Source organism: Streptomyces sp. NPDC054932 (assembly GCF_053610205.1).
Map to the genome: position 1 here is coordinate 43,390 of NZ_JBSGXU010000025.1, position 22,974 is coordinate 66,363.

The 22,974-nt window shown below is 73.1% G+C and carries 18 protein-coding genes; 5 read left to right on the top strand and 13 right to left on the bottom strand.

The window, feature by feature from the left end; all coding sequences use genetic code 11:
- The first annotated feature begins 40 nt into the window (after positions 1-40).
- The 3 genes from ACWGE1_RS10150 (at position 41) to ACWGE1_RS10160 (ending at position 4,863) form a co-directional block, all read left to right on the top strand.
- On the top strand, positions 41-2,155 hold the full coding sequence (locus tag ACWGE1_RS10150) for a penicillin acylase family protein (RefSeq protein ID WP_453420081.1): 2,115 nt from the start codon (positions 41-43) through the stop codon (positions 2,153-2,155).
- The gene (locus ACWGE1_RS10155; RefSeq protein ID WP_453420065.1) at positions 2,152-2,763 is read left to right on the top strand and encodes a GNAT family N-acetyltransferase; all 612 of its coding nucleotides are present in this window, start codon (positions 2,152-2,154) and stop codon (positions 2,761-2,763) included. Before ACWGE1_RS10150 ends, ACWGE1_RS10155 begins: the two co-directional genes overlap by 4 nt.
- Positions 2,764-3,012: 249 nt before the next feature.
- Positions 3,013-4,863: a protein kinase domain-containing protein gene (locus tag ACWGE1_RS10160; RefSeq protein WP_453420066.1), complete on the top strand. Its 1,851-nt coding sequence runs from the start codon at positions 3,013-3,015 to the stop codon at positions 4,861-4,863.
- Positions 4,864-5,091: 228 nt separating this feature from the next.
- Here the strand turns inward: ACWGE1_RS10160 and ACWGE1_RS10165 are convergent, their stop codons facing one another.
- The 12 genes from ACWGE1_RS10165 to ACWGE1_RS10220 form a co-directional block, all read right to left on the bottom strand.
- On the bottom strand, positions 5,092-5,607 hold the full coding sequence (locus ACWGE1_RS10165) for a hypothetical protein (RefSeq protein WP_453420067.1): 516 nt from the start codon (positions 5,605-5,607) through the stop codon (positions 5,092-5,094).
- 122 nt (positions 5,608-5,729) lie between these two features.
- The gene (gene gatB, locus ACWGE1_RS10170; protein WP_453420068.1) at positions 5,730-7,241 is read right to left on the bottom strand and encodes an Asp-tRNA(Asn)/Glu-tRNA(Gln) amidotransferase subunit GatB; all 1,512 of its coding nucleotides are present in this window, start codon (positions 7,239-7,241) and stop codon (positions 5,730-5,732) included.
- Positions 7,242-7,257: 16 nt separating this feature from the next.
- Positions 7,258-7,503: a hypothetical protein gene (locus ACWGE1_RS10175; RefSeq protein ID WP_030769206.1), complete on the bottom strand. Its 246-nt coding sequence runs from the start codon at positions 7,501-7,503 to the stop codon at positions 7,258-7,260.
- Positions 7,500-8,993: an Asp-tRNA(Asn)/Glu-tRNA(Gln) amidotransferase subunit GatA gene (gene gatA / locus ACWGE1_RS10180; protein WP_453420069.1), complete on the bottom strand. Its 1,494-nt coding sequence runs from the start codon at positions 8,991-8,993 to the stop codon at positions 7,500-7,502. The genes ACWGE1_RS10175 and gatA overlap by 4 nt, the downstream gene beginning before the upstream one ends.
- Before the next feature lie 5 nt (positions 8,994-8,998).
- Positions 8,999-9,295: an Asp-tRNA(Asn)/Glu-tRNA(Gln) amidotransferase subunit GatC gene (gene gatC, locus ACWGE1_RS10185; RefSeq protein ID WP_030010586.1), complete on the bottom strand. Its 297-nt coding sequence runs from the start codon at positions 9,293-9,295 to the stop codon at positions 8,999-9,001.
- Between the two features lie 268 nt (positions 9,296-9,563).
- Positions 9,564-11,753, bottom strand: coding sequence for a putative bifunctional diguanylate cyclase/phosphodiesterase (locus ACWGE1_RS10190; protein ID WP_453420070.1), 2,190 nt, complete (start codon positions 11,751-11,753; stop codon positions 9,564-9,566).
- A 386-nt stretch (positions 11,754-12,139) separates the two neighbouring features.
- Complete coding sequence (gene ligA / locus ACWGE1_RS10195; RefSeq protein WP_453420071.1) at positions 12,140-14,341, bottom strand: NAD-dependent DNA ligase LigA; 2,202 nt, start codon at positions 14,339-14,341, stop codon at positions 12,140-12,142.
- A 30-nt stretch (positions 14,342-14,371) separates the two neighbouring features.
- Positions 14,372-15,355: a methionine synthase gene (locus ACWGE1_RS10200; protein WP_453420072.1), complete on the bottom strand. Its 984-nt coding sequence runs from the start codon at positions 15,353-15,355 to the stop codon at positions 14,372-14,374.
- Positions 15,352-16,041 carry an SDR family oxidoreductase gene (locus tag ACWGE1_RS10205; protein ID WP_453420073.1) on the bottom strand — a complete coding sequence of 230 codons (690 nt, stop codon included), beginning with the start codon at positions 16,039-16,041 and terminating at the stop codon, positions 15,352-15,354. Before ACWGE1_RS10205 ends, ACWGE1_RS10200 begins: the two co-directional genes overlap by 4 nt.
- Positions 16,042-16,084: 43 nt before the next feature.
- Positions 16,085-17,035 carry a hypothetical protein gene (locus ACWGE1_RS10210; RefSeq protein WP_453420074.1) on the bottom strand — a complete coding sequence of 317 codons (951 nt, stop codon included), beginning with the start codon at positions 17,033-17,035 and terminating at the stop codon, positions 16,085-16,087.
- A gap of 2 nt (positions 17,036-17,037) precedes the next feature.
- Positions 17,038-17,382, bottom strand: coding sequence for a DUF1330 domain-containing protein (locus ACWGE1_RS10215; RefSeq protein WP_453420075.1), 345 nt, complete (start codon positions 17,380-17,382; stop codon positions 17,038-17,040).
- Positions 17,383-17,492: 110 nt separating this feature from the next.
- Positions 17,493-18,458 (bottom strand): GlxA family transcriptional regulator, encoded by a 966-nt coding sequence (locus ACWGE1_RS10220; protein WP_453420076.1) that lies wholly within the window; start codon positions 18,456-18,458, stop codon positions 17,493-17,495.
- Between the two features lie 130 nt (positions 18,459-18,588).
- On the opposite strand from ACWGE1_RS10220, the gene ACWGE1_RS10225 reads away from it, so the two are divergent.
- A complete protein-coding gene (locus tag ACWGE1_RS10225; RefSeq protein ID WP_453420077.1) occupies positions 18,589-19,512 on the top strand; it encodes an NADP-dependent oxidoreductase in 924 nt (307 codons plus the stop codon).
- A 23-nt stretch (positions 19,513-19,535) separates the two neighbouring features.
- Here the strand turns inward: ACWGE1_RS10225 and ACWGE1_RS10230 are convergent, their stop codons facing one another.
- Entirely contained in the window at positions 19,536-21,959 is a 2,424-nt protein-coding gene (locus ACWGE1_RS10230; RefSeq protein WP_453420078.1) for a helix-turn-helix domain-containing protein, read from the bottom strand.
- 198 nt (positions 21,960-22,157) lie between these two features.
- Between ACWGE1_RS10230 and ACWGE1_RS10235 the strand changes: the two genes are divergently transcribed.
- Complete coding sequence (locus tag ACWGE1_RS10235; protein ID WP_453420079.1) at positions 22,158-22,931, top strand: PE-PPE domain-containing protein; 774 nt, start codon at positions 22,158-22,160, stop codon at positions 22,929-22,931.
- The last annotated feature ends 43 nt before the right edge of the window (positions 22,932-22,974 follow it).

Here is a 22,974-nt window from a genome sequence, read left to right on the forward strand (position 1 = left end):
CGCGCAGTCGTACGGAGCGAGCCGGGGCGACGAGCCCCCTGTGGAGACCCCGGAATCCTACGGTGTCTACCGTGACCAGTGGGGCATCCCCCACCTGCGCGCCCTCGACGAGTTCCGCCTCGTCCACGCCCAGGGCCGCGTCACCGCCTTCGACCGCGCCTGGCAGCTGGAGGTCGAGCGGCACCGGGCCGAGGGCTCCAGCGCCTCCTTCCTCGGCGCGGACGCCGTCACCTGGGACCTCTTCGCCCGCCGGTCCCGGCTGGCCGACACGGCCCGCCGCTGCTACGAGGCCATGGAGGCCGACGACCCGGCCACCGCCGCCTGGGTCCGCGCGTACGTGGACGGCGTCAACGACGGGCTCGCCGCCGGCGCCGCCCGCGACGAACGCTTCGCGCGCACCGGCCTCGTCCCCACCCCCTGGGAGCCGTGGGTACCGCTCGCCATCTGGATCGCCACGCACATCCTGTTCGCCGGCTTCGCCACCAAGCTGTGGCGCGAGCGCGTCGCCCGCGCCCTCGGCGACGAGGCGGTCACCCTCTTCGCCACCGACGGTCCCGGCACCGCCGGCAGCAACGGCTGGCTGGTGCCGGGAGACCGCACCGCCTCCGGCTCGGCGATCATCGCGGGCGACCCGCACCGGTTCATCGAGGACCCGGGCGTCTACCAGCAGATACGTCTCTCCTGCCCGGACTACGACGTCGTGGGCCTCGCCGTCCCCGGCGTCCCCGGCCTCGCCCACTTCGGTCACACCGGCAGCGCCGCCTGGGCGATCACCAACGCGATGTCCGACTACCAAGACCTGTACGTCGAGCAGTTGCGCCGAGGCGACGACGGCGTCGTCGAGGCCCTCGGCGCGGACGGCGTCTGGGAGCCCGTCGCCCGCCACACCGAGACCATCACCGTGTCCGGCGGCGACGACGTCGAGGTGGAGATCCTGGAGACCCCCCGCGGCCCCGTGATCATCCACGCGGACGGCGACCTCGGGGCCGACCCCGACGCGGACGCCCACGCCGACGGCAGCGCCCAGACCCTCTCCCTGCGCTACCCGCCCCGGGTCCGCCGCGACCTCGGCTTCGCCGCCCTCCCCGCGCTGCTGCGCGCCCGCACCGTCGCCGACATCGACCGCGCCTTCGACGGCTGGGCCGAGCCGGTCAACGTGGTCCACGCCGCCGACTCCGCGGGCGGCCTGCTGCACCGCGTCGCGGGCGCCGTACCGCTGCGCCACCGGACCAACCGGCTGCGCCCGGTGCCCGCCTGGGACCCGCAGCACGCCTGGCAGGGCTGGGCCCCGACCCCCGCCGAGCCGGTACAGGGCTTCGCCGTCATGGCGAACGCGCGCGGGATCGCCTCCCCGCTCGGCGTGGAGTTCGCGCCCCCGCACCGCGCCAACCGCATCCGCGAGCTGCTCAGCGGCTCCGCGGACTGGTCCCCGAAGGCGATGGCCGACGTACACCGGGACACCTACCTGGCCTCGGCCGCGCCCCTGCTCGCCCTGCTGCCCGGCTTCGAGGACCTGACCCCGGCGGCGCAGGCACTGCGCACCCGACTGCTCGCCTGGGACCGGCACATGGCGGCCGACAGCACCGACGCCACCGTCTTCTCGGCCTTCCGCAGCGCGACCGTACGCCGCTTCGCGGCCGACCCCGTCTTCGAGGGCCTGTGGGGGACGCCCCCCGGCCCGGAGGTGTTCCACCCCTGGCTGTACCTGGTCCCCAAGATCGGCTACGCCCTCGAAGGCCTGCTCACCACCTCCCTCGTCCCCGGACTGGACCGTGCGGCGCACGTCCGGGCCGCCCTCGAGGAGACGGCCGCGGCCGGCGCCCCCGACACCCCCTGGGAGCAGGTGCACCGCCTCACCCCCTGGCAGGCCGTGCCCGACCTGGAGCCCGCGCAGTGGCCCGGCCTCGGCGGCGACCACGACTGCGTGAACGCCACCTCCACCGTTCCCGGCTTCACCGACCTCACCGCCCGCGCCTCGGCGGCCCGTTACGTGTGGGACCTCGCGCGCCGCGAGGACAGCCTCTGGGCGGTCCCGCTCGGCGCGGACGGCGTCACCGGCTCACCCCACCACCTCGACCAGCTGCCCCTGTGGGCACAGTGCGAACTCGTCCCCGTCGTCACCGACTGGACCCGCCTCACCAAGGAATCGATATGACCTCCACCCTCTCCGCGAGACAGCCCGTGCACACCCAGGTCGTCGAGGGCTTCGGCACCGTCACCATCACCCCCGTCGACCCCGCCGCCGACTCCGCGCTGATCCACAGCTGGGTCACCCAGGAGCGCGCCCGCTTCTGGGGCATGGGCGAGGCCAGCCGCGAACTGGTCCAGGAGATCTACGAGGACGTCGACCGCCGCACCACCCACCACGCCTTCATGGTCAGCCGCGACGGTGAGCAGGTCGCGCTGTTCCAGACGTACGACTGCGCCGAGGACCGGGTCAGCGAGTGCTACGAGGTCCAGCCCGGGGACGTCGGCGTGCACCTGCTGATCGGCCCGGCCGGCGGTGCGGCCGAGCACGGCTTCACCGGGGCCCTGATGACCGCCTTCATCGGGTTCGTGTTCTCCGACGGCGCCGCGCGCCGCGTGGTCGTCGAACCGGACGCCCGCAACACCAAGGCCATCGCCCGTATGGAGCGGACCGGCTTCGTGCTCGGACCGGAGGTCGTCCTCCCGGAGATCGACCTGCCCGAGGTCTACCTCCCGGCGAAGCCGGCCCGGCTGGCCTTCTTCAGCGCTCCGGGAGCCGCTTCGGCAACCGGCTGACCGGAGCCGCCCCTTCGACCGGGCGTCCGGCGAACGGAACGCGCCCACCGGGCGGTTCCGCGAGCCGGGCGCCCGGCGGCATGTCCGGGCCCCGGCGTGTGGCCGCCGACCCGTTGCCCCGCCGACCCGTCGGCCCGTGGACGAACGGGTGAACGGGTGAACCCCATGGGGATTCCCGATTCCGATTGACCTCGCGCGTCTTGCCCCGGGAAGCTGATGACCTCTCAAAGCACCTTGAGGTGGGGGACATTGACCAGTCAGAACCTGCACATCGGTCCGGATTCGGCAGCCGACCGGTACCGTCTACTCCGCTCCATCGGGCGCGGCGGGGAGGCCGTGCTCTATCTCGCCGAGATCGAACTCGCCGGCGGATCCGAACCCGTGGTCGTCAAGGTGCTCGACTCCAAGACGACCATCACCCCGGACATCTTCGACCGGATCAGCCAGAAGTGGAACGAGCAGGCCGAGCTGTTGCGGTTCGTCCACCGGCCCGGTGTCGTCGGCGTGCGCGAGCACTTCGAGGGACCGCCGATCCACCGGCCCGGGGAGTCCTCGACCCTGACCGGGCGGGCGCTCGTCCTCGTCATGAACCACGTCGACGGGCTCGACCTGCGGGACTGGCGGGCCGAGCGGACGCTGGCCACCGCCGCCGAGCGGCGCGAGGTGATGCGCACGCTGGAACAGCTGGCCGACGTGCTGGACTGGCTGCACTCGGGGAAGGCCACCCCGTCCGGGCGCCAGGTCGTGCACGGGGACCTCTCCCCCGGCAATGTGATGGTCGACGCGCACGGGCAGGCCACCCTGGTGGACTTCGGCCTCAGCAAGCTGACCGCCGACCACCAGACGGCCGAGGTCTGGTTCACCCCGGGCTACGCGGCGCCCGAGGTCTTCGACGGCAAGCGGACACCGGGCACGGACCGGTACGCCTTCGGGGCGATCGCGTACTTCCTGCTGAGCGGGCAGTCCCCGCCCGCCACGCCGGAGCAGCTCGCGCAGGCGCTGACCGCGCTGCCGCAGATCGCCGTGCTGGACGCCGAGCAGCGGGCGCGGATCGCCTCCATCCACGCGGCCGATCCGGGGAAGCGGCCGGTGAACCTGGCCGGCTGGATGAAGGACGTCCGCCACGCCGTGGTGTCCACGACCACCGCGACCTCGCAGCAGGCCGTCCAGGAGGCGCCGCCGCGGCCTGCCGCCCCACCGCCGCCGGTGGTCCCGCCGCAGCCCGCGACCGCGCCGCCCGCGTACACCCCGACCGCGCAGCCGGACCAGCCCGTGCAGCCGGAACCGGCCGCCGTGCCGCAGCCGGAGCCCGCGCCCGTCCCCGCCCCCGCCCCCGCCCCGCATCCGGAGGCGGTGCCCGCCGGGTACGGGCCGACGTACAACCTGAACCCGGCGGGCACCGCCCCGGAACCGGCGCCGGCACGCCCGAAGAAGCGGCGGACCGGCCTGGTCCTGGGCTCGGTGGCCGCCGTGCTGGTGCTGGCCGGCCTCGCGGTGGTCGGCGTACAGCTGCTGAAGGACAAGGATCAGGGAGCCGGCCGGGCCGGGGGCGACAAGCCGGCCGCGGCGACCAGCTCCGGCGGCTCCGCCCAGCCGTCCGCGTCCGGGTCCGCCGCCCCGTCCCCGAGCGCGTCGGCGAGCGGGGGCGAAACGGCCCTGACCCAGCCCACCGGCACGGCGTCCAGGCCTCCGGGGGGCGTGGCTCCGGGCGTCAACGCCGCCGATCTCACCGTCATGAACCCCGTATCGGGACTCGGTGAATTCGCGGTCGGGGCGGCGAAGATCAACACCAAGCAGTACGGCGCCGCGTTCATCGCCGACCTCGGCTGCAACGGTGACGCGATCACGGAGTTCGACCTCAACCGCGAGTGGAAGTACCTGGACTTCACCGCGGGGATCGACGACGGGTCCTCCCACGAGAAGGGCCGGGTCACCGTCTCCCTCGACGGCCAGCCCGCCGCGTTCTCGGAGCTCGTCACCCTCGGCAGTCCCATCACCAAGAGGGTGGACGTGAACGGCGCCCTGCGCCTGCGCCTCAAGGTGGAAGCGGGGTGCGACATCGGCAAGGTGGTCATCGCCGGCCCACAGCTGACGCGCTGACGCAGCGGCGGGCTCCCGGCCGACTCCCGGGGGGCGGGCCTGCCCGGTGTCCCGCGGCGCCGGCCCGCGGGCTCACTCCTGACGAGCTCGCGAGCGCGCCGGGCGTCGTCGAGCGGTTCTTCGGGCTCTCGCTGCCGGAGGAGCCGAAGGAGCCCATCGTGCTCGGCACCCTGCCGGCCGTCGTGCCGGAATCGGGATTCCCGAAGCCGGCCCGGGCCTGATCCGGTCTCAGCCCACGCCGAGATCGGCACGCATGGCCGCCCGCATCACCCGCAGCGGGTCCCAGATCGCCTGCTGTGCCTCCACCGCCGCCGCCATCGACTCCCCCGGGGCCGGCATGCCCCGCTCCAGGCGCTTGACCTGCCCGTAGACCGCGGTCAGGGCGTGGTGCACCAGTGTCGCGGGCGCGAGGACCTGATCGGGGGCGACCATCTGCGCCTCCGAGTAGCGGTCACGGAAGGCGTTCTTCGCTGCGTCGAGCGCGGCCCGGTCCGCGTCCTCGACCTCGCGTTCCCGCAGGGCGTGCAGGTGCACGTTGAGTGCGGTGGTGAACTGCCGGGCGTCCCTGTTGAGGTCCGCATAGCACGTGCGCCGCAGCGCCCGGTTCTCGCGCAGCTCGTCGTGGGCGCGCACGAGCTCGATCTCGCGGCGCTTCGCGCGCTCCGCACCCCGCTGGGTGAGCAGCGCGCCGCCCAGTGTTCCCGCGACACCCGCCACCGCGATGACCATCGCACCGATCTCCACCGGTCCGCCCCCTGGCTTCCGTCGACCGCGAGCCCTTCGCCCGCGATCACCCCACACAGTCTGCACGCAGAACGGCCCCGCACCGAGAGTTCCGGTGCGGGGCCGCCGTGCGTGCGGAGGGTCTACTCGGAGACGCCCAGGCGCTCCAGGATGAGCTCCTTGACGCGCGCCGCGTCGGCCTGGCCGCGGGTGGTCTTCATGACCGCTCCGACCAGGGCGCCGACGGCGGCGATCTTGCCGCCGCGGATCTTGTCCGCGATGGCCGCGTTGCCCGCGATGGCCTCGTCCACGGCCGCGCCGAGCGCGCCCTCGTCCGAGACGACCTTCAGGCCGCGCTTCTCGACGACCTCGTCCGGGGAGCCCTCACCGGCGAGGACGCCTTCGAGGACCTTGCGGGCCAGCTTGTCGTTGAGCGAACCGTCGGCGACCAGGGCCGCGACCCGGGCCACCTGCACCGGAGTGATCGGCAGCTCGTCGACGACGACGCCCTGCTCGTTGGCGTTGCGGGCCAGCTCGCCCATCCACCACTTGCGCGCGGCGGTCGAATCGGCGCCCGCCTCGATCGTGGCGACGATGGAGTCCACCGCGCCCGCGTTGAGGATCGACTGCATGTCGTGCTCGGTGACGTCCCACTCCTCGCGGAGCCGGTTGCGGCGCACGCGCGGCATCTCGGGCAGACCGCCGCGCAGCTCCTCGACCCAGTCGCGGGCCGGGGCGACGGGGACCAGGTCGGGCTCCGGGAAGTACCGGTAGTCCTCGGCGTTGTCCTTGATGCGGCCGGCCGTGGTGGAGCCGTCCTCCTCGTGGAAGTGCCGGGTCTCCTGCACGATCGAGCCGCCGGAGGAGAGCACCGCCGCGTGGCGCTGGATCTCGAAGCGGGCCGCGCGCTCCACGGAACGCAGGGAGTTGACGTTCTTGGTCTCCGAGCGGGTACCGAACTCGGACTCGGGGGTCGGGCGCAGCGACAGGTTCACGTCGCAGCGCATCTGGCCCTTGTCCATGCGGGCCTCGGAGACGCCGAGCGCCTTGATGACCTCGCGCAGCTCGGCGACGTACGCCTTGGCGACCTCGGGGGCCCGCTCGCCCGCGCCCTCGATGGGCTTGGTGACGATCTCGATGAGCGGGATGCCGGCGCGGTTGTAGTCCAGCAGGGAGTGGGACGCGCCGTGGATACGGCCGGTGGCGCCGCCGACGTGCAGCGACTTTCCGGTGTCCTCCTCCATGTGGGCGCGCTCGATCTCCACGCGGAAGATCTCGCCGTCCTCCAGCTGGACGTCCAGGAAGCCGTTGAAGGCGATGGGCTCGTCGTACTGGGAGGTCTGGAAGTTCTTCGGCATGTCCGGATAGAAGTAGTTCTTCCGGGCGAAGCGGCACCACTCGGCGATCTCGCAGTTCAGCGCGAGGCCGATCTTGATGGCCGACTCGACGCCGATCGCGTTGACGACCGGCAGGGAGCCGGGCAGACCGAGGCAGGTGGGGCAGGTCTGCGAGTTGGGCTCGGCGCCCAGCTCGGTGGAACAGCCGCAGAACATCTTGGTCTTGGTGCCGAGCTCGACATGGACCTCGAGGCCCATGACGGGGTCGTACGACGCGAGGGCGTCCTCGTACGACAGCAGTTCGGTGAAGGTGGTCACGGTGAAACTTTCCCTCTCAGCCCAGCAGGACGTCGTCGTCGCCCAGGCGCTTCAGCTCGCGGTACAGGATCGCGAGGCCGGTGACGATGGCGGCGGCGGACACGGCGGCGTCGACCAGCTTCAGCACGTCGTTCTCGCTGCGGGCCTTCTTGACCTGCTTGATCACGCTGATCGCGCCGAAGGCGGTGGTGCCGATCGACAGGTAGGTGCCGGTCTTGGACTTCTTGAAGCCCTTGGCCTTGGACAGTGCACTGGTGCTCACAGCGACGGTGCCTCCTCAAGCAGCGGGTGACCCCAGCGTGCGACGAAGGCGGCCTCGACGGCCGCGCCGACCTTGTACAGCCGGTCGTCCTTCATCGCCGGGGCGATGATCTGCAGCCCGACCGGGAGACCGTCCTCCGGTGCCAGGCCGCAGGGGAGCGACATGGCGGAGTTGCCGGCCAGGTTGGTCGGGATGGTGCACAGGTCCGCGAGGTACATCGCCAGCGGGTCGTCGGTGCGCTCACCGATCGGGAAGGCGGTGGTCGGGGTCGTCGGGGAGACGATCACGTCGACCTGCTCGAAGGACTTCTCGAAGTCCTTGGTGATGAGCGTGCGGACCTTCTGGGCGGAGCCGTAGTACGCGTCGTAGTAGCCGGAGCTGAGCGCGTACGTGCCGAGGATGATGCGGCGCTTGACCTCGTCGCCGAAGCCGGCTTCGCGGGTCAGGGCGGTGACGTCCTCGGCGGACTTGGTGCCGTCGTCGCCGACGCGCAGGCCGTAGCGCATGGCGTCGAAGCGGGCCAGGTTGGAGGAGCACTCGGACGGCGCGATCAGGTAGTACGCGGCCATCGCGAGGTCGAAGGACGGGCAGTCCAGCTCGACGATCTCGGCGCCGAGCTCCTTGAGGAGCTCCACCGACTCGTTGAAGCGCTGGACGACTCCGGCCTGGTAGCCCTCACCGGCGAACTGCTTGACCACACCGACGCGCATGCCGGCGACCGAGCCGTTGCGGGCGGCCTCGACGACCGGCGGGACCGGGGCGTCGATGGAGGTGGAGTCGAGCGGGTCGTGCCCGGCGATCACCTCGTGCAGGAGGGCTGCGTCCAGGACCGTACGGGCGCAGGGCCCGCCCTGGTCGAGGGAGGAGGAGAAGGCGACCATGCCGTAGCGGGAGACACCGCCGTACGTGGGCTTCACGCCGACCGTGCCGGTGACGGCGGCGGGCTGGCGGATGGAGCCGCCGGTGTCCGTGCCGATGGCGAGGGGGGCCTGGAAGGCGGCGAGGGCCGCCGCGGAGCCGCCGCCGGAGCCGCCGGGGATCCGGGTGAGGTCCCACGGGTTGCCGGTGGGACCGTAGGCGCTGTTCTCGGTGGAGGACCCCATGGCGAACTCGTCCATGTTGGTCTTGCCGAGGATGACGACGTCGGCTTCCTTCAGCTTGCGCGTCAGGGTGGCGTCGTAGGGCGGGATCCAGCCTTCGAGGATCTTCGAACCGACGGTCGTCGGGATCCCGACGGTGGTGAAGATGTCCTTGAGGGCGAGGGGCACGCCGGCCAGCGGGCCGAGCTTCTCGCCGGCCGCGCGCTTGGCGTCGACGGCGCGGGCCTGGGCGAGTGCGCCCTCACGGTCCACGTGCAGGAAGGCGTTGACCTTCTCGTCGGTGGCGTCGATGCGGGCCAGGTGGGCCTCGGTCACCTCGACGGCCGTGAGCTCGCCGGAGGCGATCTTCTCGGCGGTCTCGGCGGCCGTGAGCTTGATGATGTCGACCATGGTTGTTAGTCCTCCCCCAGGATCTGCGGCACCTTGAAACGCTGCTGCTCCTGGGCGGGAGCACCGGAGAGCGCCTGCTCGGGGGTGAGCGACGGACGGACCTCGTCCGCGCGCATGACGTTCGTCAGCGGCAGCGGGTGGGAGGTCGGCGGGACGTCTTGGTCGGCGACCTCGGAAACGCGGGCGACCGCGCCGATGATGTCGCCGAGCTGTCCGGCGAAGTGATCCAGCTCGTTGCTGGACAGCTCAAGGCGCGCCAGCCGAGCGAGGTGGACGACCTCCTCGCGCGTAATGCCAGGCATGCAGCGATCCTCTGGGGGTGGGTGGATGTGTAGTTTCGGTCCCAATCCTATGGGGCCGGGCGCTCGGCCTGCTAAACGGTTTGCGCCGATGCCGGGGCGGGGCCGCTGCGCGGAGCCTCCCGGGCTCCGCCCGGACCCGCGCGTCAAACGCCGGCAGGGCTGGATGGTGCCGGCGTCGGCCGCATCCAGCCCCGCCGGCGTTCGAGGCGCGGGGGTCCGGGGGCGGGGGCCCCGGCAGCGGCGCCGCGCCCGGCCGGGCCGACGGCGGTCAGACCGCGTCGGCCTCGGCGGCGGCCAGTTCCGCCGTGATGTCCGCCGGACGGCGCCAGCCGCGCTCGCCGCGGGCCAGCAGCCAGGCGGTGGCCTCCTGGGGCGGCATGGCGGCGGCGACCAGCCAGCCCTGGACGGCGTCGCAGCCCAGGTCCCGCAGCCGCTCCCACGTCTCGTCGTCCTCGACGCCCTCCGCCACGACCAGCAGGCCCAGCGAGTGCGCCAGGTCCACCGTGCAGCGGACGATCTCCGCGTCCTGCGTGTCGACCGCCAGCCGGCCGACGAAGGACCGGTCGATCTTGAGCTCGCTGACCGGCAGGCGGCGCAGGTGGACGAGCGAGGAGTAGCCGGTGCCGAAGTCGTCCAGGGACATCTTCACGCCGTGACCGGTGAGCCCGGCCATGGTGTCCGCCGCCCGCTGGGGGTCCTCCAGCAGGACGTGTTCCGTTATCTCCAGCTGCAGCCCGCTCGCCGGGACCCCGTGGCGGGCCAGTCGCGCGGCGACCGCGCCCGCGAAGCCCGGGGTGTGGACGTCGCGCGGTGAGACGTTGACGGCCACCGGGACCTTGAGGCCCTGGGCCCGCCACCGCGCCACCTGGGCCAGGGCCGTCTCGAGCACGTACTCCGTCAGGTGCGGCATCAGCCCGGAGGTCTCGGCGATCGCGATGAACTCGTCCGGGGACACCCGTCCGCGTTCCGGGTGCACCCACCGTACGAGGGCTTCGAGCCCGGCCACCTGGCCGTCGAAGCGGACCTTCGGCTGGTAGTGGAGCTCCACTTCCCCGGCGTCCAGGGCCCTGCGGAGGTCACCGAGGAGGCCCAGGCGGTCGGGGGTGTTGCTGTCCCGCTTGGACTCGTAGACCTCCACGCCCGTACGGTCGCGCTTCGCCTGGTACATCGCCACATCCGCGCGCCTCAGCAGCCCCTCCGCGTCGAGCGCGTGGTCGGGGAAGACGGCGAGGCCGGCGCTGGCCTCCAGGACGAGCGTGAGGCCGTCCAGGTCGAGGGGGGAGCTGAGCTCGGCGACCAGGTGGCGGGCGATGCGCTGGGCGCTGGTGGTGGAGTCGGCGAAGGGGAGCAGGACGGCGAACTCGTCGCCGCCGAGCCGGGCCGCCTCGGCGTCCTCGGGCAGGGCCTGGCGCAGCCGCTCGGCGATCTGGAGCAGCAGCCGGTCGCCCGCCAGGTGTCCGAGGGTGTCGTTGACCGCCCGGAAGCGGTCCAGGTCGATCAGCACCAGGGCCGCCCGGGTGCCCGAGCGTTCGGCCTCGTCCAGGGCGGACCAGGCCCGCTCCAGCAGCCACTGCCGGTTGGGCAGTCCGGTGAGCGGGTCCCGCAGCTGTTCCTCGGCGCGTGCCCGGGCGATCCACAGGGTGGAGTCCAGCGCGATCAGCGGTACGGCGAACAGCGGGAGCAGCACCGGCTGGCTGACGGCGACGACGCAGATCAGGGGGGCGATGCCGAGCAGCGCGACGGCCACTAAGGCCTGCCGGAGCAGGGCGGTGCGGGCGACGGTGGGCAGGCCGCCGCCGCGCGGGGCCAGGGCGATCCAGAGCAGGACGCGGGTGGCGAGGAGGTAGGCGACGGCGACGAGGACGATCTCGGGGACGGCCTCCAGCCCCCAGGTGGTGGGCAGCCAGGGGGTTTCGACGGAGGGCACCTCGCCGAAGGCGGCGAGGACGACGGCCCCGGCGCCGATGCCGAGGATGTCCACGGAGCCGTGCAGCAGGCCCTGCCGCCAGCGGTGCCGTCGCGCGGCCCCGACCAGCGAGACCACCGCCAGCGAGACCAGTCCGGCGGGGACCCATCCGTAGAGGATGAGCACGCCGAGGGTGAGCGCGGCGCCCGATCCGGTGCCGCCCCACCAGCGGTCGCGGCCGAGGGCGACGAGGTGGCCGACGATGATGCCGGTGAGGAGGGCCAGCGCCCAGCCGACCGGCCCGCCGGGAAAGAGCGCATGACGACCGCTCAGCGCGGTCACGATGCCGGTGGTGAGCGCCGCGACGGCGAGGCCCACGACGAGGAAGGGCAGCACGCCGCGCCGCTCCTGCCCGCCCGCACCGGTGTCGATCGGTCGGGTCTCGGGCGTCCTGGCACCCAGGACACCGAGTCTGCCCGTCCTGCCCGCCCGCATGGACGGGAGTCCCCCGCCGGATTCAGGTGACGGGTCGGCGCTTTCGGTGGGTTTCATGCCCGTACCTCTCACAGCCGGCGATGCCGATGTCACGCGATGGCCCCGATGTCATGCCACCACGGCCGAAATCGCATCCTGCAGCCGTGCACGACAGGCGCACCCCTCAACAGTAGGACGCGCGAGGCTCCCAGGGGCAGCGGTCGGCAGTGGTTGCCCGAATGCGACCCAGCCATCCTCATCAGTACGGTATCCGCCGAACGGGTGAGTTTGGACCGGGCCCCCCTGTCACCCATCCGATGATCCGACAGCTCACCGCCCTGCGACCAGCCTTGTACCGGCCGTTTACCACCGTTCGCCGCGCCTGGCGTGCGCCCGCCCGTACGGCCGCACGCCACGCATCCGTTCGCCTTCGCTACTCCCCCTCGGCGATTCCCCTCTTCGTGCTACTCCCCTTCGCCCTCGCCGTCCACCGCGAGCGCGGCCTCGCGCGCCGCGTCCGGGCCCTGCTCCAGCAGCACCGCGAATCCGGCGTCGTCGAGGATGGAGAGCTTCAGCTGTACGGCCTTGTCGTACTTCGAGCCGGGGTTGTCGCCGACCACGACGAAGGAGGTCTTCTTCGACACGGATCCGGTGACCTTGGCGCCGCGGCTCTGCAGCGCCTCCTTGGCGCCGTCCCGCGTGTGGCTCTGCAAAGTGCCGGTGACGACGACGGTCAGCCCCTCCAGCGGCCGCGGCCCCTCGTCCTCGGCGGAACCTTCCTCCTCCATCCGGACCCCGGCCTCCCGCCACTTGCGCAGGATCTCCTGGTGCCAGTCGACGGCGAACCACTCCTTGAGGGAGGCCGCGATGATCGCGCCGACCCCCTCGGTCGCGGTCAGCTCCTCCTCGGTGGCCTGCTCGATGCGCTCGATCGACCGGAACTCACGGGCGAGGGCCTCCGCCGCGACCGGTCCGACATGACGGATCGACAGGCCGTTGATGATGCGGGCGAGCGGGCGGTCCTTGGCGGCCGCGATGTTCTCCAGCATGGACAGGGCGTTCTTCTTCGGCTCGCCCTTCTGGTTGGCGAAGACCGTGACGATCTTCTCCTCGCCCGTCTTCGGGTCCCGCTTGGGCAGCCCGCTGTCCGGGTCCAGGACGTACGCCTTGATGGGCAGCAGCTGCTCGATGGTCAGGCCGAAGAGGTCACCCTCGTCGAGCAGCGGCGGCCGGGCCGGCTCCAGCGGGCCGGTCAGCGCGGCCGCCGCCACCATGCCGAAGTTCTCGATGTCCAGGGACTGCCGGCCGCCCAGGTAGAAGAGCCGCTCGCGCAACTGGGCCGGGCAGGTCTGGGCATTGGGGCACCGGACGTCGATGTCCCCCTCCTTCATCGGCCGCAGCTCCGTCCCGCACGCGGGGCAGACGGCCGGCATCACGAACTCCCGCTCGCTGCCGTCGCGCAGGTCCACCACGGGGCCGAGGATCTCGGGGATGACGTCGCCCGCCTTGCGCAGGACCACGGTGTCCCCGATGAGGACGCCCTTGGCCTTGACGACCTCCTGGTTGTGCAGGGTCGCGAACTCGACCTCGGAGCCCGCCACCTTCACCGGCTCCACCTGCGCGTACGGGGTCACTCGGCCGGTGCGGCCGACGCCGACCTTGATGTCGATCAGCTTGGTGTTGACCTCTTCCGGTGCGTACTTCCAGGCGATCGCCCAGCGCGGGGCGCGCGCGGTGGAGCCGAGCCGGCCCTGCAGGGCGATCTCGTCGAGCTTGACGACCACGCCGTCGATCTCGTGCTCCACCGAGTGACGGTTCGCGCCGAAGTCCGCGATGAACTCCCGGACCTCGGCGAGCGAGGCCACCACCTTGTTGTGCCGGGCGGTCGGCAGACCCCACTCGTGCAGCAGCTCGTACGCCTGCGACTGGCGCACGATCTCGAAGCCCTCACGGGCGCCGATGCCGTGCACGACCATGTGCAGCGGGCGGCTCGCCGTGACCTTGGGGTCCTTCTGCCGCAGCGAACCGGCCGCCGCGTTGCGCGGATTGGCGAAGGGCTTGCCCTCCGCCTCCACCAGCCGGGCGTTGAGCTCCTCGAACTTCTCCATGGGGAAGAAGACCTCGCCGCGGATCTCGACCAGGGCCGGGATCCGGTCGCCCCCCAGGCGGTCCGGGATCTCGGCGATGGTGCGGACGTTGGGCGTGATGTCCTCACCGGTGCGGCCGTCGCCGCGGGTGGCCGCCCGGGTGAGGCGGCCGTTCTCGTAGGTGAGGTTGACGGCGAGGCCGTCCACCTTGAGCTCGCACAAATAGTGGTAGTCCGAGGTGTTCACGTCCCGGGCCACCCGCTCGGCCCAGGCCGCCAGTTCCTCGTCGTCGAAGGCGTTGTCGAGGGAGAGCATGCGCTCGCGGTGCTCGACGGAGGCGAAGTCCGTCTCGTACGCCCCGGCCACCTTCTGGGTGGGCGAGTCGGGCGTGCGCAGCTCCGGGTACTGGTCCTCCAGTCCCTCCAGCGAGCGCAGCAGCTGGTCGAACTCGGCGTCGCTGACGACCGGCTGGTCGTTCACGTAGTACCGGAAGCGGTGCTCCTCGACCTGCTCGGCCAGCAGCGCGTGCTGATCGCGCACCGCCGCCGGTACTGCCGTCTCCTGCTGTTCGGCTGCCATGCCGTGTCCTCCCGTGGCCCGTCTCGACCGTCACTCAGGGTTGTCGGCGAGCGACCTCGCCGCCCTGACGCAATGCGCCTGCACCGCACGGGCGTAGGCGGGCGAAGCGCCCGCCAGACCGCACGACGGAGTGACCACGACGGACTCCGCCAGAGTCCCCGGGGCCAGCCCCAGCCTGCGCCAAAGCTTCCTGACACCCATGACGCTACCGCCCGGGTCCGACAACGGAGCGTCCGTGCCGGGCACCACTCCGGCGAAGAGTTTCGTGCCGCCTTCGACCGCCTCCCCGATGGCGTCGTCCTCGCGCTCGGTGAGCAGGGAGAAATCGAACGACACCCCCGTGGCACCGGCCCTGCGGAGCAGACCGAAGGGAACCTCGGGCGCGCAGGAGTGCACGACGACGTCCCCGTCGTGGACGGCGAACAGGTCGCGCAGCGCGCCCTCCACCACCTGCCGGTCGACGGCGCGGTAGGTGCGGTAGCCGCTCGCCGAGCGGACCCGGCCGAGCAGCACGGCCGTCAGGGACGGCTCGTCGAGCTGCAGCACGACGTCGGCGCCGGGTACCCGCTTGCGCACGTCGGCCAGGTGCTCGCGCAGGCCCTCGGCCAGCGATCCGGCCAGGTCCCGGCAGGCCCCCGGGTCCTGGAGCATGGCCTCGCCGCCGTGCAGTTCCAGGGCGGCGGCCAGCGTCCAGGGTCCGACGGCCTGGACCTTGAGCTTCCCGGTGTAGCCCTGGGTGAACTCCTCCAGCGCGTCGAGGTCCTCGCCCAGCCAGGACCGGGCCCGCTTGGAGTCCCGTCCCGGGCGGTCGCTGATCCGCCAGCCGCTGGGCTCGACGTGGGCGTACATGTCGACGAGCAGCCCGAGGGAGCGGCCGATCATGTCGGCGCCGGGCCCCCGGGCGGGCAGCTCGGCGAGGTAGGGGAACTCCTCGAAGGACCCGGTGACGGTCTTCGCTGCCTCGCGGGCGTCGCCGCCGGGCAGCGATCCGACGCCGGTGGCGCCCGCGCTCATCGGCCCGGCCGGACGCTCAGGTCGTTGACCTCGGCGTCGCGGGGCAGGTCGACGGCCATGATGATCGTGGTCGCCACGGACTCGGCGTCGATCCAGGCGGCCGGGTCGTACTCCTTGCCCTCCTGGGAGTGCACCTTGGCCTGCATGGGGCTGGCGGTGCGGCCCGGGTAGACGGAGGTGACGCGGATGCCGTGGGGCTTCTCCTCGGCGCGCAGCGAGTCGGCGAGGGCCTTGAGCCCGTGCTTGGAGGCGGCGTACGCGCTCCAGTCGGCGTGGGCGGTCAGGCCGGCGCCGGAGTTCACGAAGACGACGGTGGCCCCGGAGGCCCGCAGGGTGGGCAGCAGCAGCCGGGTGACCTCGGCGGGGGCGATCAGGTTCACGTTGAGCTGCTGGTGCCAGGTCTTGGGCCGGAGCTCACCCACCGGTCCGAGGTCGACGATCCCGGCGATGTGCAGCAGGGAGTCGATGCGCTCGGGGATCGCCTGCTTGGAGAACGCCCACGAGAGCCGGTCGGGGTCGGCGAGGTCCCCCACGAGGACCCGGGAGCCGGGGTAGCGCTCGACGAGCTGCTTGCCCCGGGCGGCGTCCCGGGCGAGGAGGACGAGGTCGTCGCCACGGGCGTGCAGGCGGGTCGCGACGGCGGCGCCGATGCCGGATCCGGCACCGGTGATCAAGTGAGTAGCCATGACGCCCATGCTCGCACCCCCCGGGCACGTCGGGGGCCCGAGGTCAGGAGCCGATGGCCGACGCGTACGCCTTCTCGACGGCGGTGCGGGCGTCGGCGGCCTGCGCGGCCGTGACGGCGGGGGCGAAGCCCTGCCCGACCACGATGTGCGGGTGCCTCGCGACGAGCCGGGCCCGCACGTCGCCCCGCGGCCCGGCCCACCGTTCCAGGGCGTGGTCCCGTACGTCCGCCAGCGCGGCGGCGCGGTCCGCCGCGGGCGGGGCGAAGCGGCCGCCGGAGGCCCGCCGGTGCTCGGACCAGCGGTCCTCCCAGAACTCCACGGTCCAGCCGGGCCAGCGGGCTGCGATGCCACCGGCGTGGGCCCGGGCCGTGTTCAGCCACCAGCCGACCCGGCGCCGCTGCGGGTCCACGTGGATGCCGGCGTCCGCCCGGAGCCGGTGGCTCCCGTGGTCCGGTGCGTCCCGGAGCCGGTCCAGCAGGGCGGGCCCCTCCTCGACCGGGTGGTCGCCGATGTCGGCGAGGACGTGGCAGCGCCCCGACCCGGTGGTGACCACGGCCACCGCCGGGTCGGGGTCGTCGAGCTCCTCGTCGCCGGGCTCCAGCGCCGGGCCCGGGTACACGGAGCGGTCGGGCTCCTGCGGATCGAGGCCGAGGTGGGCGCGCAGCCCGCTCTGGCCGTCGTAGAGCCAGCGCACCTGCCAGCCGGGCCACGCGCCCCGCAGCAGCTCCAGGGTGGCGGCCCGGGTGCGCAGGGAGGCGGCCGGCCCTTCCCACGTGAAGACCAGCAGGAGCCGGCGGGCGGGGTCGGCGAGGACGCCCGCCTCGATCATGTCGTCGGGGTACCAGCTGTCGTCGATCGCATGGGTGCGCAGGAAGGGCAGCGTCGCTTCGGGCCCGGCCAGCAGGTCGAGGTCGAGTCCCACCGCGCCGTAGGAGGAGCGGTGGCGCACCGGCCCGTCGGGCCCGACGAGCACGAAGGTCGCCCGGTTGCCCATCCTCAGAGTCCCGTGGCTTCGCGCAGGGCGGCGGCCGTCCTCTTCGCGTCGTAGTCGTCCGGGACGCCCTCGACCAGGATGACCTCGCCCGCGATGTGGTCGGTGCGCAGCGGGAGGATGGCCTGGTAGGCGGGTGAGGCGTACCAGGCGCGGGCCCGCTCGATGTCCGGGAAGCCGATGATGACGACGGTCCCGGGGAAGGGGCCCTCCAGGACCTCGACCTCCTTGCCGTGCACGAGGAAGCGGCCGCCGAAGGGCTCCATGGTCGACTGGATCCGCTCGATGTACTCGAGGATGTCCTCGTTCATCGTGTCGGGGCGGATGTGGCCGATGGCGTACGCGGTCATGGTCTTCTCCCTCGTCAACCGGTCCGCCGGTGCGGGCCGTCGATCAGATCGTGCCAGCGGGCGGTCGCGACCGCGATTACCCGCGGCGTCATGCCGGAGTCATGCCGGGGTCACGCCGGGGCGGGCTGGAAGGTGCGCCGGTAGGCGATCGGGGAGACACCGAGCGTGGAACGCATGTGCTGGCGCAGGGAGTTGGCCGAACCGAAGCCGGCGCGGTGGGCGACCAGGTCGACCGGCAGGTCGCTGGACTCCAGCAAGTGGCGCGCCAGCTCCAGGCGTTGGGCGGTGAGCCATTGCACCGGGGTCATCCCGACCTCGTCGCGGAACCGCCGGGTGAAGGTGCGCAGGCTCATCCGGGCGTGCGCGGCCAGCTCGGCGAGGGTGACCGGTTCGGCGAGGCGTTCCAGGGCCCAGGCGCGGGTGGCGGTGGTGGTGGCGACGGTCGGCTCCGGTACGGGACGGTCGATGTACTGGACCTGGCCGCCGTCGCGCCAGGGCGGGACCACGCAGAGCCGCGCGGCCCGGTTGGCCACGGCCGTGCCGTGGTCGTGGCGGATCAGGTAGAGGCAGAGGTCGATGCCGGCCGCCACGCCGGCCGAGGTGAGGATGTCGCCGTCGTCGACGAAGAGGACCTCCTCGTCGAGCCGGACGCGGGGGAAGCCGCGCTGGAACTCGGGCGCGTGCAGCCAGTGCGTGGTGGCGGGCCGGCCGTCGAGCAGCCCGGCGGCGGCGAGCACGTAGGAGCCGGTGCAGAGGGAGACCAGCCGGGTGCCGGGCCGGATCGCGGCGAGGGCGTCGGTCAGCGGCTGCGGCAGGGGGGCGCCGTGCGCGAGCTCGTCCATGGCGTGGGTGGGCGTGACGATCACGGTGTCGGCGGCGGCGAGGGCCTCGGGGCCCGCCGTGACGCCCACGGTGAAGCCCGCGTCGCTGGTCACGGGCAGGCCGTCGGCGGTGCAGACGGTCACCTCGTAGAGCGGGTTCCCGGCCCCGTCGTGGGCGTTGCCGAAGACGCGGGAGGGGATGCCGAGCTCGAACGGGGGGACCCCTTCGAGGGCGAGTACGGCGATTCGGTGCATGGCCAGATCCTGACACATGGTGGCCGTCAGGCCAACACCACAGGCTTCTCCGGGCGCCGAAGCTGATGTCACAGCAGCAGTCGGCACACCTGAAGCACCCGACACCCGACACACACCTGAGGAGAAACACATGCGCGCCGTCGTCGTCAGCCAGTGGGGCGGACCCGAGGTACTCACCGAGACCGAGCTGGACCGCCCGGAGCCGGGGATGGGAGAGGTCCTCGTCCGCGTGCACGCCGCCGGGGTGAATCCCGTCGACTGGAAGACCCGGGCCAGCGGTGCCCTCATCCCCTGGGGGCCGGTCCCGCAGGTCGGCTGGGACGTGTCCGGCACGGTCGAGGCCGTCGGCGCGGGCGTGACCCTCCACCGGGTGGGCGACGAGGTCTACGGGATGCCCCGCTTCCCGCAGCAGGCCGGCGCCTACGCCGAGTACGTGACGGCTCCCGCCCGGCACTTCGCCCGCAAGCCCGTCTCGCTGGACCACGTCCGGGCGGCCGCGCTGCCGCTGGCGGCACTGACCGCCTGGCAGGCGCTGGTGGACACCGCCGCGGTCTCGCCCGGGCAGCGCGTGCTGGTGCACGCCGCGGCCGGCGGGGTCGGTCACCTGGCCGTGCAGATCGCCAAGGCCCGGGGCGCGTACGTGATCGGCACCGCGAGCGCCGCCAAGCACGAGCTGCTCCTCGGCCTCGGCGCCGACGAGGTGATCGACTACCGCACCACGGACTTCGAGGACGCCGTCACGGACGTGGACGTCGTGATCGACGCCATCGGCGGGGACTACGCGCAGCGCTCGCTGAAGGTGCTGAAGCCGGGCGGCCACCTGGTGACCCTGCCCGGCCCGGACGGCATCCCGGCCGACACCCGGGGCGTGCAGGCCGCCTGGGTCCTCGTGGAGCCGGACCTGAAGGGCCTGGAGGAGATCGCGGCTCTGGTGGAGCAGGGCCTGCTGAAGCCCCTGGTCGACACGGTGCTGCCGCTGGAGCAGGCCGCGAAGGCCCACGAGATCGGCGAGCTGGGCCGCACCACCGGCAAGATCGTCCTGACCGTCGCCTGAGCCCGCTGCGCGGCGGACGGCCCTCAGCCCGTGGGCCGTCCGCGCAGGTGGTGCTGGAGGCGCGCGTGGCGGAACTGGTAGACGGCGCCGACCTGGCGCAGGACGCCGCGCCGGTAGGCGTCCTCCAGGAAGGCGACCGTCGCCCAGGGGAGGCGGCCGGTCAGGGGCAGCCAGACGCGGGTGAGGAGCACCCACTGGCCCCAGGCGGTGAACGCCAGGGCGTAGGAGAGCGAGCCGGCCAGGCCGCCGACGGCGCCGAGCGCGAGCCCGTCGGCCATCGGCCAGGTCAGCGGGCCGAGGACCCCCTGGAGGAGCTCGGTCATCAGCCGGCCGCCGAAGGCGATCACCAGGGTGAGCATCGGCGCGAGGAAGAGGGCTTGGCGCACCACGATGCTGCGGTTGATGGCCAGCAGGTCCGTCGGGGTGGCGGCGGAGCCGAGGTCGATGGGCGTCTCCAGGGTGGCCACGAGCCCGAGGACGAGACCGCCCGCCAGGGCGAAGGTGAGCCCGTACATCAGACAGTTGACGGCCGTCGCCCCGAGCACCGCCGCGTTGACCACCACCCCGCCGTACGTCAGCTGCGCACCGACGGTGAAGGCGAGCCCGCAGCCGAGACCCATCACGAAGCCGCCCAGCACTCCGGCCGGGACCAGGGTGGTGAACCTGCGGGCGGGAACGGCCGCGCCAGGCCGGCGGCGGCCGGGCAGCCGCATCCGTACCCGGGACGGCTCGAAGGCGCGGATCCCGAGCGCGGACATGAGTCCGTAGACCAGTCCGAAGGCGAGACCGACCGCGGGGCCGAACAGCAGCGCGTCCAGCAGGCCCGAGCCCAGCGCGAACCAGGCGCCGCGGCCCGCGGCCAGGTTCCTGGCCGGGAAGACCAGCCAGTCGGCGACGGCGGTGACCAGGGAGCAGGCGAGGACCACGGCCAGGATGCGCGTGGGCAGCCCCAGGGAGTCGCGCAGCTGCCACCACGCCAGGTCCTGGCCCCCGTGCCGCTCGGGCCGGTCCAGGTGCTCGGCGAGGTGCCCCAGGTAGTGCCGGGCGCGCCGTGGGTCCCAGCCGTGGGTCCTGCGCGCGCGGCGGCCGGGGGACGCGAGCGGGGGGCCGGGCCGGTAGACGCTCGGCACGAAGCCGGCCAGCAGGTGCTCCTCGACGGCCTCCGGGGTCGGGAAGCGGGTGGCGTCCAGCAGCACGGCCGGATCCTCGGCCGGGGTGTCGCTGTAGGCGGTCCGGGCGAGCAGGACCATCAGCGGGGTGCTCAGTACGGTCGCGAGGCGGGCGCCGGGCCGGCCGGCCGGGTCGGTGCGCAGCCGTTCCAGCACGGGGTCCCATCCGGTGGCGGCCCGTCCGTCCCGGTCGGCCGGTGCGGTGGGGCGCGCGGTGCGGGGCAGGTAGTGGACCAGGTCGTCGGCGTCCAGGTCCAGCAGCTCGATGCCCGCGGTCCTGCGGAGCACCTCGACCGCGACGGCCTCGGCGAACTGTTCGGTGCGGCTGGTCAGGAGCAGCGGCAGGGCGCTCGCGTTGAGTTCGCGCAGGGCGACGCCGAGCAGCCCGGTGGCCATCTCGTCGAACCCGTCCAGGACCGGCAGGATCCATCCGGCGTCCACCAGGTCGGCGGCGAGGGTCGAGCCGCCGGGGGCGCGGGCGCCGAGGTTCGGGTGGTCGCGCAGCAGACGGGCGATCAGCCAGTCGCGCAGGGTGGTGCCGGTCGGGTCCCACGATCCCATGCTGAAGACCACGGGCACGGGCTCGCCGTCGGAGCGCGCGCCGAGGTGGTCGAGGACGAAGCGCAGGACGAGGACGGTCTTGCCCGAGCCGGCCCGGCCGAGCACCACCAGCCGCCCGGACCGCACGCGCCGGTAGACGCCTGCGATGTCGGCGAGGCTGCCGTCCAGGGCGAGCGGGCCGCGGACCGATCCGGGCGGGGCGCCGCTGATGTTGTCCCAGTGGTCCAGCAGGTCCGCGGGCGCCGACCGCCACCGCACGGGCAGCGGGAAGGGGTCGTGGATGCGGCGCTGCTCCTCCTCGCGGATGCAGCGGCCGTAGACGTCGTGGGCGAGCGCCGCGGCGACCTCCTCGAGGACGCCCCGGGACGTCGGCAGCGTGCCGTGCTGAACGGGCCGGGCCGGCTCGGGTTCCGGTACGGGCCCGGGCGCGGGTGGCGGCAGGGGCGCGGGCGTGGTGCGCAGGTCCTCCCCGGCGGCCCCGCTGCCGCGGTGCGCGGCCAGCAGCTCCGTCCAGAGCTCGTCACGGTCGCGCCGCAACGCGTCGGCCAGCGCGTGCGCGACCTGCTTCACCGTCCCCATCCGGGCGTCGGTGGGCTTGCCGGTCTCCAGCCGGTGGATGGTGCGGACCCCGAGCCGGGAGCACTCGGCCAGCTGCTCCTGCGTCATCCCCGCCTCGTGCCGCAGACCGCGGAGCAACGCACCGAACCGGCTGGTCACATGAACACCCTTCCCCCGACGACGGTCCTGCCACTTGTGTCGGATGTCCTCTCAGATCTTGGTCAAACCACGGGGTGCGGTCGACCGGCCACATATGGCCGGTTGCGGGCATGGTCCCCCGACCAGCACGAACACCACGATGGGCCCCGGCCGCCGCACCCGACGCGGCGCCGCCTCGACCCAGGGGAGTTGACCCGTATGTCCACCAGGAAGCCGAACAGGCTCGCCCGCCGCCTCAAGTCCGTCGTCGCATCGACGGTCCTCTTACTCGCCGGTGCCGTGGTCGCACCCGCGACCGCGCACGCCGCTCCCGCGAACCACTACTACATCGAGATCGGCGGCACCGGCGCGGCCGCGGAGGCGCCCGGGTGCACCACGACCTTCGATGCCGCGAACCGGAATCTGAAGGGGGGCATCGCGGTCCCCGTCTGCTACGCGGCCAGCGGCGGGCCTTTCGTGGGGAGCCACAACGAGATGCCGGCCCCCTTCGCACCGAGCTTCGGCGACAGCGTGAACCAGGGCTACTGGAACGCCAGGGCCGCCCTGGAGAACGCCTACCGCGCCGACCCGACGGCCCGCTTCACGATCGCCGGCTACTCCCAGGGCGCCTGGGTCGGCGACCTGCTGCTCCAGACGATCGCCGCGGGCGGCACCGCGGTGCCCCGCGAACAGGTCGACGGCATGCTCTACTCCGACCCGATGCAGCCCGGCACCGGCTTCTGGCGCCTGGTGCCCCAGGGGGTCCTCGTCCCGTTCGTGGCGTACTCCCCCGGCACCGGGCCGGAGGAGTTCCCCGGGGTCCCGGTCCGTCGCTTCTGCATCAAGACCGACGGGGTCTGTGACGCGACGTCCCTGGACTCCTTCCCCGGCTTCCTGCAGCAGCACCCGCGCTACTTCCGGGAGGGCGAGATCATCGCGACCACCCTCACCGAGCACGGCGGCAGCGGAACCGTCTGGTACCCGGCGGCCTGATCCGGTCATGTCGACGCCGCGGCCCGCCCGGGGGGACGGGCCG